This is a genomic window from Catellatospora methionotrophica, from assembly GCF_011297335.1.
Taxonomy (GTDB): Bacteria; Actinomycetota; Actinomycetes; order Mycobacteriales; family Micromonosporaceae; genus Catellatospora; species Catellatospora methionotrophica.
The window spans coordinates 412,179-427,596 of sequence record NZ_JAAOTJ010000001.1 but is presented as its reverse complement, the minus strand read 5'-3'; the positions used below and the strand labels follow the sequence as shown (position 1 = coordinate 427,596).

The 15,418-nt window shown below is 71.5% G+C and carries 13 protein-coding genes; 6 read left to right on the top strand and 7 right to left on the bottom strand.

What is annotated here, in order from left to right; all coding sequences use genetic code 11:
* Window position 1 precedes the first annotated feature (1 nt).
* From HAV40_RS01955 to HAV40_RS01935, 5 genes are all read right to left on the bottom strand, one after another.
* Complete coding sequence (locus HAV40_RS01955) at window positions 2-1,753, bottom strand: ABC transporter ATP-binding protein (RefSeq protein WP_166380022.1); 1,752 nt, start codon at window positions 1,751-1,753, stop codon at window positions 2-4.
* A 14-nt stretch (window positions 1,754-1,767) separates the two neighbouring features.
* Window positions 1,768-3,510: an ABC transporter ATP-binding protein gene (locus HAV40_RS01950; protein ID WP_239086285.1), complete on the bottom strand. Its 1,743-nt coding sequence runs from the start codon at window positions 3,508-3,510 to the stop codon at window positions 1,768-1,770.
* The gene (locus tag HAV40_RS01945) at window positions 3,507-4,550 is read right to left on the bottom strand and encodes a sulfotransferase family protein (RefSeq protein ID WP_166378360.1); all 1,044 of its coding nucleotides are present in this window, start codon (window positions 4,548-4,550) and stop codon (window positions 3,507-3,509) included. Before HAV40_RS01945 ends, HAV40_RS01950 begins: the two co-directional genes overlap by 4 nt.
* A 186-nt stretch (window positions 4,551-4,736) precedes the next feature.
* Window positions 4,737-5,981: an SGNH/GDSL hydrolase family protein gene (locus HAV40_RS01940; RefSeq protein ID WP_166378358.1), complete on the bottom strand. Its 1,245-nt coding sequence runs from the start codon at window positions 5,979-5,981 to the stop codon at window positions 4,737-4,739.
* 115 nt (window positions 5,982-6,096) lie between these two features.
* A complete protein-coding gene (locus HAV40_RS01935; protein ID WP_166378356.1) occupies window positions 6,097-7,674 on the bottom strand; it encodes a right-handed parallel beta-helix repeat-containing protein in 1,578 nt (525 codons plus the stop codon).
* 290 nt (window positions 7,675-7,964) lie between these two features.
* Between HAV40_RS01935 and HAV40_RS01930 the strand changes: the two genes are divergently transcribed.
* Window positions 7,965-8,489 carry a DUF3159 domain-containing protein gene (locus HAV40_RS01930; protein WP_203671310.1) on the top strand — a complete coding sequence of 175 codons (525 nt, stop codon included), beginning with the start codon at window positions 7,965-7,967 and terminating at the stop codon, window positions 8,487-8,489.
* Between the two features lie 6 nt (window positions 8,490-8,495).
* On the opposite strand, the gene HAV40_RS01925 is transcribed toward HAV40_RS01930, so the two are convergent.
* Window positions 8,496-8,942 carry a YybH family protein gene (locus tag HAV40_RS01925; protein ID WP_166378352.1) on the bottom strand — a complete coding sequence of 149 codons (447 nt, stop codon included), beginning with the start codon at window positions 8,940-8,942 and terminating at the stop codon, window positions 8,496-8,498.
* Between the two features lie 101 nt (window positions 8,943-9,043).
* Between HAV40_RS01925 and HAV40_RS01920 the strand changes: the two genes are divergently transcribed.
* Together HAV40_RS01920 and HAV40_RS01915 are read left to right on the top strand one after the other, a co-directional pair.
* A complete protein-coding gene (locus HAV40_RS01920) occupies window positions 9,044-9,880 on the top strand; it encodes an alpha/beta fold hydrolase (protein WP_166378350.1) in 837 nt (278 codons plus the stop codon).
* 120 nt (window positions 9,881-10,000) lie between these two features.
* The gene (locus HAV40_RS01915; RefSeq protein ID WP_166378348.1) at window positions 10,001-11,089 is read left to right on the top strand and encodes a phosphotransferase; all 1,089 of its coding nucleotides are present in this window, start codon (window positions 10,001-10,003) and stop codon (window positions 11,087-11,089) included.
* A gap of 7 nt (window positions 11,090-11,096) precedes the next feature.
* On the opposite strand, the gene HAV40_RS01910 is transcribed toward HAV40_RS01915, so the two are convergent.
* On the bottom strand, window positions 11,097-11,666 hold the full coding sequence (locus tag HAV40_RS01910; RefSeq protein WP_166378346.1) for a DUF1349 domain-containing protein: 570 nt from the start codon (window positions 11,664-11,666) through the stop codon (window positions 11,097-11,099).
* 297 nt (window positions 11,667-11,963) lie between these two features.
* On the opposite strand from HAV40_RS01910, the gene HAV40_RS01905 reads away from it, so the two are divergent.
* From HAV40_RS01905 to HAV40_RS01895, 3 genes are all read left to right on the top strand, one after another.
* On the top strand, window positions 11,964-12,995 hold the full coding sequence (locus tag HAV40_RS01905; protein WP_166378344.1) for a DUF4185 domain-containing protein: 1,032 nt from the start codon (window positions 11,964-11,966) through the stop codon (window positions 12,993-12,995).
* Window positions 12,996-13,051: 56 nt separating this feature from the next.
* A complete protein-coding gene (locus tag HAV40_RS01900) occupies window positions 13,052-14,374 on the top strand; it encodes an ABC transporter substrate-binding protein (RefSeq protein ID WP_166378342.1) in 1,323 nt (440 codons plus the stop codon).
* 68 nt (window positions 14,375-14,442) lie between these two features.
* Window positions 14,443-15,405 carry a carbohydrate ABC transporter permease gene (locus tag HAV40_RS01895; RefSeq protein WP_239086274.1) on the top strand — a complete coding sequence of 321 codons (963 nt, stop codon included), beginning with the start codon at window positions 14,443-14,445 and terminating at the stop codon, window positions 15,403-15,405.
* Window positions 15,406-15,418: the final 13 nt, after the last annotated feature.

Sequence of the window (15,418 nt, the reverse complement as noted above, 5' to 3'; positions counted from 1 at the left end):
GTCAGGTGAGGGCGTTCTCGCCGGACAGCCAGGCGGCGTGGAGCTTCGCGTAGGGGGAGCCGGGCATCGCGAGCAGGTCGTCGTGGCGGCCACGCTGGACCACGCGGCCGTCGTCGACGACGATCACCTCGTCGGCGCCACGGGCGGTGGCCAGCCGGTGCGCGATCGTGATCGTCGTACGCCCCCGCGACACCCGGTCCATCGCCGTACGCAGGCGCACCTCGGTGGCGGGGTCCACGGCGCTGGTCGCCTCGTCGAGGATCAGCAGGTCCGCACCGGTGGCATGGGCACGGGCGAGCGCCACGAACTGCCGCTCGCCGACGCTGAGGCCCTCACCGCGCTCGGCCACCACCGTGTCGAGCCCGCCGGGCAGTCCTGCGGCCCAGTCCAGCAGCTCCAGCTCACGCAGCGCCCCGGCAACCTCGTCGTCGGTGAGCGCCCGGCCGAACCGGACGTTGTCGACCAGTGAACCGCCGAACAGGAAACCCTCCTGCGGCACCATGACGACGCGCTCGCGCAGGCAAGCCAGCCGTACCCGGTCCAGCGGCACCCCCGCCAGCAGCACCTGCCCCCGGCTCGGTGCGGCCAGGCGTGCGACGAGCTTCGCCAGCGTGGTCTTGCCCGCCCCGGTCTGGCCCACGACCGCGACCCGGCTGCCCGCCGCGATCTCCAGGTCCACGTCCCGCAGCACCTCGGCAGACGTGTCCGGGTAGACGAACCCGACTCCGCGCAGCGTCACCGCGACCGGGCCGGGCGGCAGGTCGACGGCCTCGGCGTGGTCGGCGGGGTCCGGGGCGACGTCGAGGATGTCCAGCACCCGCCGCCACCCGGCGACGGCGTTCTGCAGGCCGTTGAGCATCTCCCCGGCGACCTGCGCGGGCAGTGCGAACTGGGCCACCAGGAACAGGAACGCGGCGATCTCGCCGACCGTCATCCGCCCGCCGACGCCCAGCAGCACCCCGACCGCGGCCGTCGCCGCCATCGCCACCCCGGTCGCGATCTCCCCGGCGGAGTACGCGGTGACGGTCAGCCGCGACGCCCGCTGCGACGCCAGCCGGTGCGCGTCGACGGCCTCGTCGAGGCGGGCGACGGTGCGGGCCGACACGTCGTAGGAGCGGATCACCTCGGCCCCGACGACGCTCTCCGACACGACCGCGAGCATCTGCGCCGACCGCTGGCGCACCGTGCCGTAGGCGTCGGCCAGGTCACGCATCGCGGCCCGGACCACCCAGCCGACCGGCGCGAACACCGCCAGCACGACCAGGGCCAGCGGCCACGAGTAGACGACCATGACCGTGCCGGTGACCAGGGTCTGCCCGACGCAGATGAACAGGACCACGCCGTTCCACTGCAGGAACGAGGTGACCTGGTCGACGTCGGAGGTCGCCCGCGCGACCAGCGCGCCGCGCTGCTGCGCGCCGACGTCCAGCACCGGCAGCTCGTGCACGTGGCGGAAGACCTTCACCCGCACCGCCGCCAGCGCCGTCTCGCTGACGTCGAACAGGCGCAGCATCATCGCGTACCCGCAGATCATGGACAGCAGCAGCACGCCCAGCCCGGCCGCGCCGATCACCGCGACCACCCCGGCGTCCGGGCCGCCCGGACCGCGCAGCCCGTCGTCGATGCCGCGCTGCACCGCGACCGGCACCGCCGCCCGCCCGGCGGTCATGCCGACCGCGAGCAGCAGCGTCACGGCCAGGCCCTGCCGCAGTTCGGGCGACAGGCGCATCGCCCGCCGCAGCGTGTCCCACATCGTGCCGCCGCCCTTCACACACCCACCCGCCGGTCGTACGCCGCCAGCAGCTTCCGGTAGCCCGCCACGTCCCGCATCAGCTCGTGGTGCGCGCCCGTCGCGACGACCTCGCCCCGGTCCAGGTAGACGACCTCGTCGGCGAGCGCGATCGTGGGCCGCCGGGTCGCCACCACGAGCATCGCCGGGCCGCCGGCAGCCGCGCGCAGACCCGCGACGACGTCCGCCTCGACGACCGGGTCGACGGCGCTGGTGGCGTCGTCGAGCACGAGCAGCGACGGTTCGCCCGCCAGGGCGCGGGCCAGCGCGAGCCGCTGGCGCTGCCCGCCGGACAGGGCCGCGCCGCGCTCGCCGAGCGCGGTGTCCAGGCCCTGCGGCAGCAGCCGGACGAAGTCGTCGGCCCGCGCCACGGCCAGCGCCCGCCACACCGCGTCGTCGTCGATGCCGGGCCGTCCCAGCGCGACGTTGCCGCGCACGCTGTCGGCGAACACGAACGGCACCTGCGGCACGTACGCCACCGCCGCCGCGTACGCCCGCGCCGTCAGCTCCCGCGCGTCGACCCCGCCGACCTGCACCATTCCGGACTCCGGCGGCAGCAGCCGCGCCGCGACGGCCGCGATCGTCGACTTGCCGCAGCCCGTCGGCCCGACCAGCGCGACGACCCGGCCCGGGGCCACCCGGAACGACACGTCACGCAGGTTGCGTACGTTCACCTGCCGCAACCGCAGCTCGGCCCGGTCACCGCCAAGCGAGGCCGTGCCGTGCGGCAGGTCGTCGGCGGCGGCGAGGACCCGGTCCACCCGCTCGGCTCCGGCGACCGCCCGGGGCAGCGCGCCCAGCAGCCAGCCGATGGCCCGGATCGGCATGTCCATCAGCGCGAACAGGAACGCGGCGGAGGTCAGGTCACTCAGCCCGAGCGAGCCCTGCTCGCACCGCCACGCTCCGACGACCAGCACGGCGATCGTGCCGACCTGGGGCAGCGCGTCGATCACCGGATCGTGCCAGGCGCGGGTCCGGCCGATCGACACCAGCGACTGGCGCAGCTCGCCGACCTGGTCGGCGAACCGCCGCGTCTGGTGATCCGCGCGGCCCATCACCTTGACCGTCAGCGCCCCGTCGAAGCTCTCGTGCGCCAGCGCGGTCACCCGTGCCCGCAGCGACTGGGCCGTGCGGTAACGCGGCGCGACCCGGCGCGAGTAGACGGCGAACACCGTGAGCAGGCCCGGAAAGACCACCACACCGACCAGGCCCAGCGTCCAGTCCACCGCGAACAGCGCGATCAGCGCCCCGGCCAGCAGGAACACCGTGGCGACGGCGTACGCGAGGCTGCCCGCCGGTGAGGCCGCCGCGTCGACGTCCGAGGACGCGTTCGACAGCAGCGCCCCGGTCGGGTTGTCGCGGTGCCAGGCGGGCGGCAGGTCCAGGTATTTGCGCACGATGGCCTTACGCTGCCCCGCCTGCAGGCTCTGCTGCAGGTAGACCGCGCCGAGGCGGCGGCTGAAGATGCCGACCACCTTCAGCGCGCTCAATCCCAGCAGCGCGGCGGCGGCAGCGGCCAGCAGTCCGGCGTCGACCCGGCCACGGTCCAGCATCGGCGCGACCACGTCGGCGACGACCGCGCCGATCGCGAACGCGCTGCCGATCGACAGCAGCACGACCAGGCCCGCGCCGCCGAGCGAGACCAGGAACAGGCGCGGCTCGGACCGGATCATCCGCCCGCAGAGCCTGGCCCCTCGGGCGATCAGCTCCCGCGCCGTCACCGCAGGGCCTCCACCCAGAGTGCGGCGACGGTGCGGGTGAACGCGGCCTCGTCGAGTCCCGGCCCGGCGGCGCGGGCCGTGGTGGCCGACCGGGACAGGCTCGTCCCCTCCTGGGAGTCCCTGGCCAGGATCGCGTCCAGCCCGGACGGCGCGGGCAGGCCACAGTGCGCGAACAGCGCCCCGAGCACCGCCCCCGGACCGGCCAGCAGGTCCTCGTACGTCGCCGTGAACAGGTCGGCGCCCCGGTGCCGCAGCGCGAGCGCCCGTTCCAGCTGGGCGACCCATTGGCAGGCCATGACCTCCTCCGGCGACAGCAGGCGGCCCATCCGCCGCCGCCACCGGCCGACCAGCGGGATCAGCCGCCCGAGACGGTCCTGCACTGCCGCCGGGTCGGTGTTCAGGGCCGGGTCGTACCCGGCGAAGGCCCGCGCGGTCGACCGTGCCCACGACAGCGGCTCCCGGTACAGGAAAACGGACGCGAACTGCGGGAACTCCTCGTGCAGCAGCCCGGCCAGCTCGACGGCGAAACTGCGCGGCTTGATCACGACGGGGTGCCCGCGCGCCAGCACCCGTACGCAGGCGCGGGTCAGGTCGCGCAGCTGCGGCCCGGTCAGTCGCGGGGCGAGCATGACCAGCTGGGTGAGCACGTCCGGTTCCGAGATCCCGGTGAGGCCGCCGCGTTCGGCCAGCGCGGTGGCGACCAGCGTCGAGCCGCACCGCCCGGTGGAGTAGAGGAACACCCCGCCCGGCTCGCCGGGTGTGGACAGCGCGAACAGCTCGTCGTAGGACAGGGTGACGACCTCGGTCGCGTGGGCGTACTGCGCCTGGAAGTAGAACGGCGCGCCGCCCGGGTCGACGCCGGTCCTGGTGAACAGGGCGCGGCGGTTGTCGTGGTCGAGGCAGTACAGGCTGTGTCCGGGTTCGTCCAGGACGACCTGTGGATCGACGGGGGCCGCCTGCCCGCAGCGGAAGTCTGCGGGACCCGCCACCGCGAGCGGGTAGGGCTTTGCCTTCTCCACGAGGGCGAGCCGCTGGGCCATCACACCGTCCCAAGGAAGAAGACGGGGGCGGCATGCCGGCCGCCCCCGTCTGCACTTCTCGGCCTCGACCCGAGACCGAACCACGCGAACCCACGCTACGGGCAAGCGCTTTCCGTGAACAAGCATGTGCATGTGCAGATTTGTTGCATGACCTCAAAGCAGGTGGATAGCGCCAATTCCGGCGTACTACAGCAGCCAGAGCGGCACGGCCGCAGCGAGGGCCTGCGCGCCGGTGTCGTTGGGGTGGATGTGGTCGCCGCTGTCGTACGCGGGCAGCACCCTGGTGGGCGCGGCCGGGTCGCGCAGGACCTGGTCGAAGTCGACCAGCGCGTCGAACTCGTTGTCGCCGCGCAGGTAGGCGTTGACCGACTGGCGGACGGCCTCCTTCTCCGGCGTCCAGGACGAGTACCCCTCGAACGGGCCGAGCGTCGCGACGACGGTCCGCAGACCGCGGTCCTTGGCCTGGACCGCCAGCTGCCGCAGCCCGCCGATGATCCGGTCGGCCGGGTATCCCGACAGGTGCACGTCGTTGATCCCCAGTTCGACGAAGACGGTGCGTACGCCGGGCTGGCTGAACACGTCGTCGTCGAGGCGGGCCAGCGCGCTGTCGCCCAGCGCGGGGGAGTTGAGCGTCTGCCCGTCCCGGGTGACCTGGTTCCCGGCGAGGCTCACGTTGAGCACACCGGGGTCGCCCAGCGCGGGCCAGGTGCCGGTCACGCGCCCGGCGAGGTAGTCGGGCCAGCGGGTGTTCGCGCCGAGCGTGGCGCCCGACCCGTCGCTGATCGAGTCGCCGAGCACCACCACCGTGCCCAGGCCGGTCGGGGTGAACGCCTCGATCCCGGCCAGGTAGTAGAAGTGGTTGTACGCGGCGGTCTGCCCGCTGCCGTCGAGCTCGCCGGCCCGGTCGCCCGCGTAGACGTAGGAGGTCTGGCGGGCCGTCCAGTGCCAGGACGCGGCCCCGGTCGCGACCGGCAGGTACAGCGTTACCGCCAGCTCCTGCAACGCTGCCACCGGCAGGTCGACCGGATCGCTGATCACCTCCGCGCCCTTGTAGACCACGGTCGACGCGCTGCCGCCGAAGGTGACCGGCCGGATGCTGCCGGGCTGCAGCGTCGGCGAACCCGCCGCCACGGGCAGGCCGACACTGGCCCGGCCGATGCTCAGCGGGCCGGTGCCGTACGCGTTGGTGAACCGCAGCCGCACCTGCTGCCCGCCGAGCGAGATCCGTACGAGCTGGCGGATCGACTGGTCGGCGAAGCCGTTGAGCGAGCTGCCGGTGTTGGCCAGGCTCGGCGCGGTCAGCGCGGTGCCCCAGGTGCCCACCCAGCGCGGCGGCAGGCCACCCGAGGCCGGGCCCGCCGCGGCGACCAGGGTCGTCGCGACCAGGCCGAGCCCGGCGAGCGCGGCCACGGCGCGGCTACGTTTGATCATCACAGGTGGAACCTCCGTCGATTCCGAGGGGATGACGCGCGACCGGACGGGTCGCGCGGTGAGGCGGGCCGCCCAGGGGCACCGGGCGGCCCGCCCGTCTACCTGCGCGGCGCGGTCAGAAGCGCGCTCCGACGTCGGCTCCGCTGGCCGGGCGCAGGAAGGTGGAGGAGGGGATCGAGCCGTCGGCGGCCCGCGCCCCGGTGATCGTGGACGGGTCGGTGCTCTGCAGCGCCCAGCTGCCGCCGAGGTCCCACGAGTTGCCCGAACCGCCGGAGTTCGCGCCGAGCGAGACCGCGGTGCCGTTCGCGACCGCGAGGTTCCTGGTCAGCGTGCTGTCGGAGCGGTTGGCGTTGAACCCCGTGCCCGGGTTGTCCCAGGCGGTGCAGCGGTCGATCAGGTGCTGGCCGGGATTGTTGTTGTCGATGAAGCCGCCGACCGCGTTGTCCCAGGTCATGCTGTTGCGTACGGTGTGGCTCGCGGACACGCCGTTGCCGCCGAGCTTGAACCCGTTGCCGTCGCCGGTGTAGTTCGGCAGGTTCCACCGGTTGAACCCGTTGCCCCAGGACAGGCTGTTCTCCAGCAGGATCGGCGAGGAGAACATCCAGAAGTCCAGCCCGTCGTCGGCGTTGTTCCACAGCCGCGCGCCGCGGACGACGTTGCCGGTGCCGGAACCCTCCTTGATGGCCAGGCCGTCGGCGCTCTCGCCGTTCTTGCGCGGGTCGCGGTTGCCGTAGCTGTCCAGGTTGAGGATCAGGTTGTTGCTGGACGAGCCCTGCAGGTGCAGGCCGCTCTCGTAGTTGTCGCGGGTGATCAGCCGCTCGAACACGCTGTTGTTGGTGTCCAGGCCGAACACGGCGTACGGCCCGTGGATGATCTCCAGGCCGACGATGCGCCACCAGTCGCCCTCGATGTGGATCGCGCCGCGCTCGGCGCGCGGGATCGTGGAGTCGATCGCGCCCGGCGTGTACGACATGTTCTCGCCGTCGAGCACGACCTTCTCGCTGCCGTAGTTGCGCAGCGTGATCGGCTGGCTCGACGTTCCGTTGCGCAGCAGCTGCACGTTCGTGCTCGGCGCGTACGTGCCGCCGCGCACGAAGATCGTGTAGCCCGCCTGGGCCAGGTCGACCGCGCGCTGGATGGTCTTCAGCGGCGCGCTGAGGGTGCCCGCGTTCGCGTCGTCACCGGTGGTCGCCACGTACAGCGCGGTCGTTGGCGGGGTGGTGGTGCCCGCCTCGAACTCCAGGTAGTCGACGTTGGCCAGGCCGGTCGACGTGGTCGGGGTGAGCCGGACGGTGTTGCTGCCGGCGTTGACGTTCACCGTCAGGGTCTTGGTGGTCCAGGCGTCCCAGGCGCCGGTGCCCTCGAAGGACACGGTCTGCGCCGTCGACCCGTTCACGGCCAGGGTGGCGGGCCGGGCGGTGGTGGTGCCGTTGGCGAAGCGTACGCCCAGGGTGGCGGTGCCCGCGGCCGGCGCGGTGACGGTGAACTGCACGTAACCGCTGGTGTTGTTGGTGCCGTTGCAGAAGCCGCTGCCGGAGAACCCGGACCAGTTGCTGTCGATCGTGCCTGCGCAGACGGCGGGCGAACTCTCGGCCTCATGCCGGGTCGGGGCGGCCGAGGCCGTGGGTGCGGGCAGCGCTAACACGGCGACCAGCGCCAGCGCGACGCCCGCGGCCGATGATGTGACTCTCATGTGTCTCCCAAGCTGGAGCGGCCTGACGTGGGCACGGGGTGCGGACGGCAGGCCGCGGGGCGGGGTGACGCGCGAGGGTCCTCGCCCGGAGGGGACCCGGAACGTCGATGCGACCCAGTCTCTGGAAAGCGCTTGCCCATGCGCAAGGGTTGACGCTTGCAGATTTGTTGCAGGCCGATCCGGACAGCACAGATCCGGAATCGACCGCCCGCGCCAGGCGAGTATGGGAAGTTGGGGCGATGGGGGCTAAAGCGTTCCTGGGTTTCGTGCCATGGATCATCTTCTGGGTGGTGAGCGGACCGAGCACGTGGGAGTTCGCGGCCGGTGGCGCGCTGGTCGCCGCGCTGATCCTGCTCATCCCGTCGCACGAGCGCGGCCGGATCAAGCTGCTGGAGATCGTCTCCGTGCTGTTCTTCGGCGCGCTGACCATCGCGGGGCTGGTGCTCGACCGCAGCGGACTGATGTGGCTGGAGGAGTACGCGCAGACGATCTCCAGTGCCGTGCTCGCCGTAGTCGTGCTCGGCTCACTGGCCTTCGTGCCGTTCACCGAGCAGTACGCCCGCGAGCAGGTGCCGCAGCGGTTCTGGTCCACGCCGCAGTTCAAGCACGTCAACCGGATGCTGACCCTGGTCTGGGGCCTGGTGTTCGCCGCCTGCGCGGTGCTCGGCGTGCTCGCCCAGCCCGATCACGGCGGCTCGCCCTGGCTGAACTGGATCATCCCGATCGCGCTGCTGGTCGGCGCGTTCAAGTTCACCGCCTGGTATCCCGAGCACGTGAAGGCCGAGGCGCGCGCCACGGGGACGGCCCCCGCCTGAGCGCGGTCACGCCCCGCTGGGCAGCGTGGAGTCGTCGTGGGCGTCCATGTACATGTCGGACGCGATCTTCCAGCCGTCTGCCTCGCGCACGAGCGCTTTCAGCGAGAAGTTGCGCCGCACCGGCATCGCCGACCCGTCGGCGCGCTGCTGCCCCTCACGTTCGAGATAGGTCTTCACCACCGCCACGTCCGCGCTCAGAAAGCGGATCTCGGCCGTCGGCGGCCCGAGCGGCCGTCCCGCGGCGAAGTGCCGGTCGGCGAACAGCCCCGCCAGGTAAGCCGCGATCTGCGCGCCGCCCGTCCGGCTCGTGCCGAACGCGTTCGTCCAGTCGGCGTCCGCGGTGTAGAGCTCGGCCACTCCGTCGGCGGACAGGCTGCCGAACGCGTGTCCGAGCCGCGCCATCACCTCGCCGATCGCTTCCTCATCCTGCGGACTGCCCGTGACACCGGCCATGCCCGCAGCCTACGACCGCCCACCTGCCCGGAACCGCGAAAACCCACACCCGCCCGGAGGCCCGAAATTATGATCATCATGGCGTATGCGGAGGGAATGCCATGACCACGACACAGCACCCGCCCCTGCGGCGGCGCGAGCAGTCCGGCTGGGCGATCATCGAGAACGCGCCGGACACCGTCCGGCACCGGGTGCTCCTGCTGCCGGGACTGTTCTGCACGGCCGAGTTCTACACCGCGATGCTCGCCGATCCGGCGCTGGCCGACGCGGGAGTGCTCGCGATGGGCGCCGACCCGCCCGGTTTCGCGGGCCGGCCCGTGCCGTCCGGGTTCGACTACAGCATCGAGCGCTACGCCGCGATGGTCGAGGACTTCGCCGCGCAGGAGGCCGTCGGCCTGATCGTGGGGCATTCCTACTTCGCCAACGTCGGCATCGAGATCGCCGCCCGTGGCCGCTATCCGGGCCGCCTGCTGCTGCTGTCGCCGTCGTTCTCCCGCGACGACGAGGAGCACGACCTCATCTCCCTCGACGAGGCCGGGCACGTGCCGGTGCTGGGCACACTGGTCTGGCTCGGCATCGACCCGACCCTGAAGAAGGGCATGCGCGACCGGCTGCCCTCGGACCGGTTCACCGAACTGTTCGCGCAGATGAAACGCAACCCGCACGCCGCGAACCGGCACCTGGTCGCGGGCTTCTTCGACCACCTGCGCCGCCACGGCGAGCTGGCGTCCCGCCTGGCGGGCACGGACAACGTGGTGTGGGTCGGCCGCGGCGACCGCGACGAGGTCGGCTTCACCGCGCAGGAGCAGGCCACGATCGAAGCCGCCCCGCACGTGACCCTGAAGACCATTCCCGGGGCCGCCCACTTCTCGATCACCGACGAACCGCACGAGGTCGACGAACTGATCCTGGAGCTGCTGACCCTCCATCCCGCCTGAGGCGCCTGCATCCGGCGCTGCTCGGCGAGCGCCGGCCGACCCGGTCCGGCGGATACTCGCCCGCGCGCCAGGAACTTAATCGGCGCGCCCCCAGACTAGTCGGCGCGGTAGCTTGGCCGCGTGATCGACGATCTGGACGACATCCGTGCCCTGCTGCCCGGTGTGGACGTCTCCCCGGTGGACGCCCTCGGCGGCAGCGACCGCTCGGCGGTGCGCCGGGCACGGATCAGCCGCCCCGGCGAAGCGCCGACGACGGTGATCGTGAAGACGTTCGACCAGCCGGGGAGCTGGGCACGCGAGTCCGCCGCGCTCGCACTGCTGCCGCCGGGCACGCCCGCGCCACGGCTACTGGCCGCCGGGGCGTCGCCCCCCGTCGTGGTCATGTCGGACCTCGGCACCGGCCCGAACGTCGCCGACGCCCTGCTCGGCACCGACCCGGCCGCCGCCGAGGCCGCCGTGTACGCGTGGGCCGAGGCCATCGCGGCCGTGCACCGGGCGACCTCCGGAATGCGCGACGCGTTCCGCGCCGAGCTGGACGCGCGGGCGCAGCCGGGGTCCGCGCCGCTGACCTCGGTCGCCGCGACCCTCGAACAGAACATCGCCGACCTGCGCGAGGCGTGCGCACCGCTCGGCGTCGCCGTGCCGGAACCGCTCGCCGACGCGTTCCGCGCCCACGCCGCCCGCCTCGGCGACGACGCCGCCTCGGCCCTGTCGCCGAGCGACGCCTGCCCGGACAACAACGTGCTGACCGGCGACGGCCTGGCCCTCATCGACTTCGAGCACGCCGAGTGGCGGCACGTGGCCTGGGACGTCGCGTACCTGCGGGTGCCGTGGCCGTCGTGCTGGTGCTCCTGGCGGCTGCCGGACGAGGTGGCCGACCGCGCGATCGCCCGCTACCGCCAGGCCGCCGCGCCCACCCTGCCGTACGTGGCCACGCCGGAGTTCGACCGTGACCTGAGCGCGGCCACGGACCTGTGGGCGGTGCTCTACTCGTCGTGGTTCCTGCCGCAGACGCTGTCCGGCGACCCGGTCGCGTCGGCGAAGCTGGACTCCCCACGCCGCCGTGCGCTGCTGCTGCACCGCCTCGACCTGGCGAGACGGACGTCGGCGGCACCGGAGACCGCGGCGTTCGCCGAGGCGCTGCGTACGGCCCTGGTGTCCCGCTGGGGCGAGGTGCCGCTCGCCCTGGCCCGCGCGTTCAGGTGCTGACCGCGCTCTATTCGAGGTTCTCCCGGGAGATCGGCGGCCCGATCCGGAGGTCGCGGAAGGTGGCCGCCAGCCCGGCGCGCTCCGGCGAGCAGCACATCACGCCGACGTCGACGGTCTCCGGCAGGTCGAGGTGGCCGAGCCGGAGCAGCTGCCACGGGCCGTCCGTGCTGCGGCAGTGCACGGTCAGGGCCTCGCCGAACCGGGTGACTCGCATCGCGACCTCGCCCGGGTGTCCGGGCATCGTCGCCATCGACACGTCGGAGAACTCTCGCGTGTAGACCGTGCTGACGTGCAGCGCCCCCGAGGTGATTTCCAGGCCGGTCTTGAGCCAGTTGCGCTCGTCGGCCCGGACCATCATGCCCGCCTGGTCGAACCGTGTCGTATGGGTCGCGGACACGACGACCTCGGCGGTGAAGTCCCCGGTCACGGGCAGGTGGTAGAAGTGCCCGTCGTCGGTGGTCCACCCGTAGAACGTCCTGCGCCAGAAGTCCGTCCGCAGCTCCGTGACGGCGCGCAGCACCCCGTCGGTCAGCGACCACTCACTCGGCTCGTTGAGCCACGACATTCCCGTCAGCACGGCGCAGAGCGTATCCGCCGAACCGGGTTGCCGCACGCCCGTAGATCTCCTGGCGAGGCCGGATCTTGAAATCGATTTCGCGCTGTTGGGCAAGGTTTTCCGAGGTCAGTTACGCAGGGTCTGGAGGGCTCTTGACGAAACCGATTTCCTGGGGTTCACTGCTAGCCATCCTGCTCCCGACGGGAAGGCGGACACATGGCGGCAACGCCCGTGAAACCCCGCCGTCGTGACAGGACGGCGGCGTTGTTCCTCGCCGTCGTGGTCGCGTCCGCCGGCTGCGCCACCCGAGGAGGGCAGATGAACCCGACGCAGGATCGTCCCTTCGTGCTGGCGGGTGTGTCCGGCGTGCGGCGGGTCGCGCAGTTGACCGGGCCGGACTCGATCAACCACACCGACCGCGTGGGCATCGCGGGCACCGACCTGGGGTCGATGTTCGAGGCCGACGGCAGGGTCTGGTTCGTCTTCGGCGACACGTTCGGCAGGCGGGAGCCGGGATTCACCGGCGGCGGCGGGGACGAGTGGCGTTCCAACGCCCTGGCCCACACCACCGACACCGACCCGGCCGACGGCATCGTCTTCGACGGCTTCGTCGTCGACGAGCAGGGCCGGGCCAGGGAACTGCTCGGCTCGGAGAAGGTCGACCACAGCGAGATGACGGTGATCCCGACGTACGGGTTCGCCGCGAACGGTGCGATGTACCTGGCCTACATGTCCGTCCGCCACTGGGGCGAGCCGGGCGAGTGGGAGGTCAATCACGCGGGCCTGGCCAAGTCAGTTGATCACGGCCAGACCTGGGTCAAGCTCGCCGCACCGATCTGGCCCGGCGACGGCAACTTCGTTCAGGTGAGCGTCGCGCAGGTCGACGGGGAACTCTACTTCTGGGGCGTCACGCACGGCCGCTTCGGTGGCGTGCGGCTGATGAAGGTCGCCCCGGCGCAGGTCGAGGCGGCCGACGCGTACCGCTACTTCGCCGGTACGGCGTCCGACGGCGCACCGATCTGGTCGAGCGACCCGGCGGCGGCGCACACGATCGTCGAGGACACCGTCGGCGAGCTGTCCGTGGTGTGGAACGAGCACCTGTCCCGGTGGCTGATGTCCTACACCAACGGCGGCGGCGCGGGCGCGAGCCTGCGCGAGGGCCTGACGCCCTGGGGCCCTTGGGGTGACGCGATCACCCTGGTCTCGGCGGCAGCCGTGCCGGGGCTCTACTCGCCGTACATGCTCCCGCGGTACACCGCCGACGGGGGCAGGACCATCTATTTCACTCTCTCGGTCTGGGATCCGTACAACGTCTTCTGGTATCGGGCCGACCTGGTCAGCAGAGCCTGACGCAGGCATCATGACGGACTGCGCCCCGGTCACGGGGTGCGGCAGGAGGAGGAGCAATGCGCAGACGCGGCATAGTTTTGCTCGCGATAGCAGCTGTCACCGCGTCCACCGCGCTCAGCGGATGCGGTGGCGGCAGTGAGGACCCGGCAGGCAGGACCACGGTCACGTTCTGGCAGCAGAAGTTCGAGGACTACCAGCAGGCGTGGTTCAAGAAGCACGTCGACGCGTACAACGCCACGCAGGACAAGGTGAAGATCGACCTGCAGGTCGTCCCAGCCGACACCTGGGCGCAGAAGCTCAAGGCGGCGCAGGCCGCGGGCAAGGCCCCCGACATCGCGACGACCAGCTACGGCAACGTCGCGCCGGGTGTCGCGCAGGGCCAGTTCGCCTCCCTCGACGAACTGCTGCCCGCCGAGGCGTTCACCGACGTCAAGGACAACGTCAAGGGCTTCGTCACCGTCAACGGCAAGCACTACGCGTACCCGATGCTGGTCGAGCCCTCGACGGTGCTCTACTACCGCACCGACCTGGTGACCGCCGCCGGTCTGGACCCGAACAGCCCGCCGAAGACCTGGGCCGACCTGGTGCAGTGGGCGACGAAGCTGACCAAGGGCAACGTCAAGGGCATGACCATCGCGTCGGCCGGGCCGGACCTCGGCTGGTCCAGCTGGGGCCTGCAGTACAACGCCTGCGGGCGGCTGCCGGTCAACGACGACTGGTCCAAGTCGACGGCCACCGAGCCGTGCTTCGAGAAGCTGCTGGACTTCTACAAGACGCTGTACTCGGGCGGCCTGATCCCCAAGACGCCGAAGGTCGGCTACGCCGACGGCGCGCCGTACGGGCAGGGCGAGGTCGCCATGATGGCCGGTGGCTCGTGGGTGATCGGCCAGCTCAAGAACGACTTCAAGGCGATGGTCCCGAAGACCGCCGTCGCGGCGTTCCCGTCGTTCGACGGCGACGCCACCAAGACCACCGCCACCCTGGGCGGCTGGACGCTGACCGTCGACGCCAAGTCCAAGGGCAAGCAGCAGGCCGCCGACTTCGTCAAGTACCTGCTGGCCGGGGACCCGGCGCTGATGGCCGACTTCTTCAAGACCAGCGGGTTCTCCAAGTACACCGTGCGCACCTCGGTCGACCAGGCGCTGGCGAGCAACCCCGACGCGACCTCCGACCCGTTCATGAAGGTCATCTCGGAGAAGGTGGTGCCGTTCGGCAGGCAGGAGCCCGCGTACCCGTGGGACATCTCGCTGGCGTTCGGCACCGCGATCGAGTCGGCGATGAAGGGCAAGGCCGACGTGCCGACGTCGCTGAAGACGGCCGCGGCCGCGATCGACGACGTCATCAAGAAGCAGTCGCTGGCCGGGACTGCGCCTAAGTAAGCTGCCGGACTCCGGTGCCCGGGAAGCGCGCTCCGCGTCCCGGGCACCGCTCTTCGAGGGGAACGACGTTGACTGCTCTCGACTCCCGGGTCGCCGCGCCGGCGGACCCGGCCCCGGACGGCGCGCCGCCGCACGGCCGCAGGCGCCCGGCCCGGCACGGGCGGGACAACCGCACCGCGTACCTGATGATCGCCCCGATGGTGGTGCTGCTGGCCGTCTTCGTGATGTGGCCACTGGTCTACTCGCTGTACCTGAGCACCTTCAAAATCAGCTTCTACACCGAGCCGGAGTTCGTCGGGCTCGACTTCTACCAGTACGTGCTGGAGAGCCCGCGCTTCTGGGAGTCGATCTGGGTCGGCCTCTACTACGCGGTGCTCACCGTGCCGACCGGCATCGTCATCGCGCTGCTGCTGGCCAGTTTCATCAAGACGCTCAGCAGGCGCGCCGCGTCGTACATGAAGACCACCGTCTACCTGCCCGCGGTCGTGTCGACGGTGGTCGCCTCGGTGCTGTTCGTGTTCATGTACCAGGACGACGGCGTCGTCAACGCGATGCTCGGCGTGCTGAACCACGGCCCGGTGAACTGGCTCAACGACCCGTCGTACGCGCTGCCCGCCATCGCGGTGCCCGGCATCTGGCTCAGCTTCGGCGTCACCACGCTCATCCTGCTGGCCGGACTGCTCGACATCCCGGAGAACTACTACGAGTCGGCGCAGCTCGACGGGGCGGGCTTCTTCCAGCGGCTGTTCCGGATCACCATCCCGCTGCTGAAGAACGTGCTGCTGTACCTGCTGGTCACCGGTTTCACCCTGGCGATCCAGCTGTTCGAACTGCCACTGATCATGACGAACGGCGGCCCGGTCGACGCGACCATGACGCCGAACCTGTACATCTTCGCCAGCTTCCGCGACCTGACGCCGTACGCCACCAGCTTCTCGCTCACCGCGTCGCTGATGCTGTTCGCCGTGCTCGGCGCGATCTCGCTGGTGATCTTCAGGCTCGTCAACTCCGACAAAGCCATCGACGGCTAGACGCGCAGGGGTA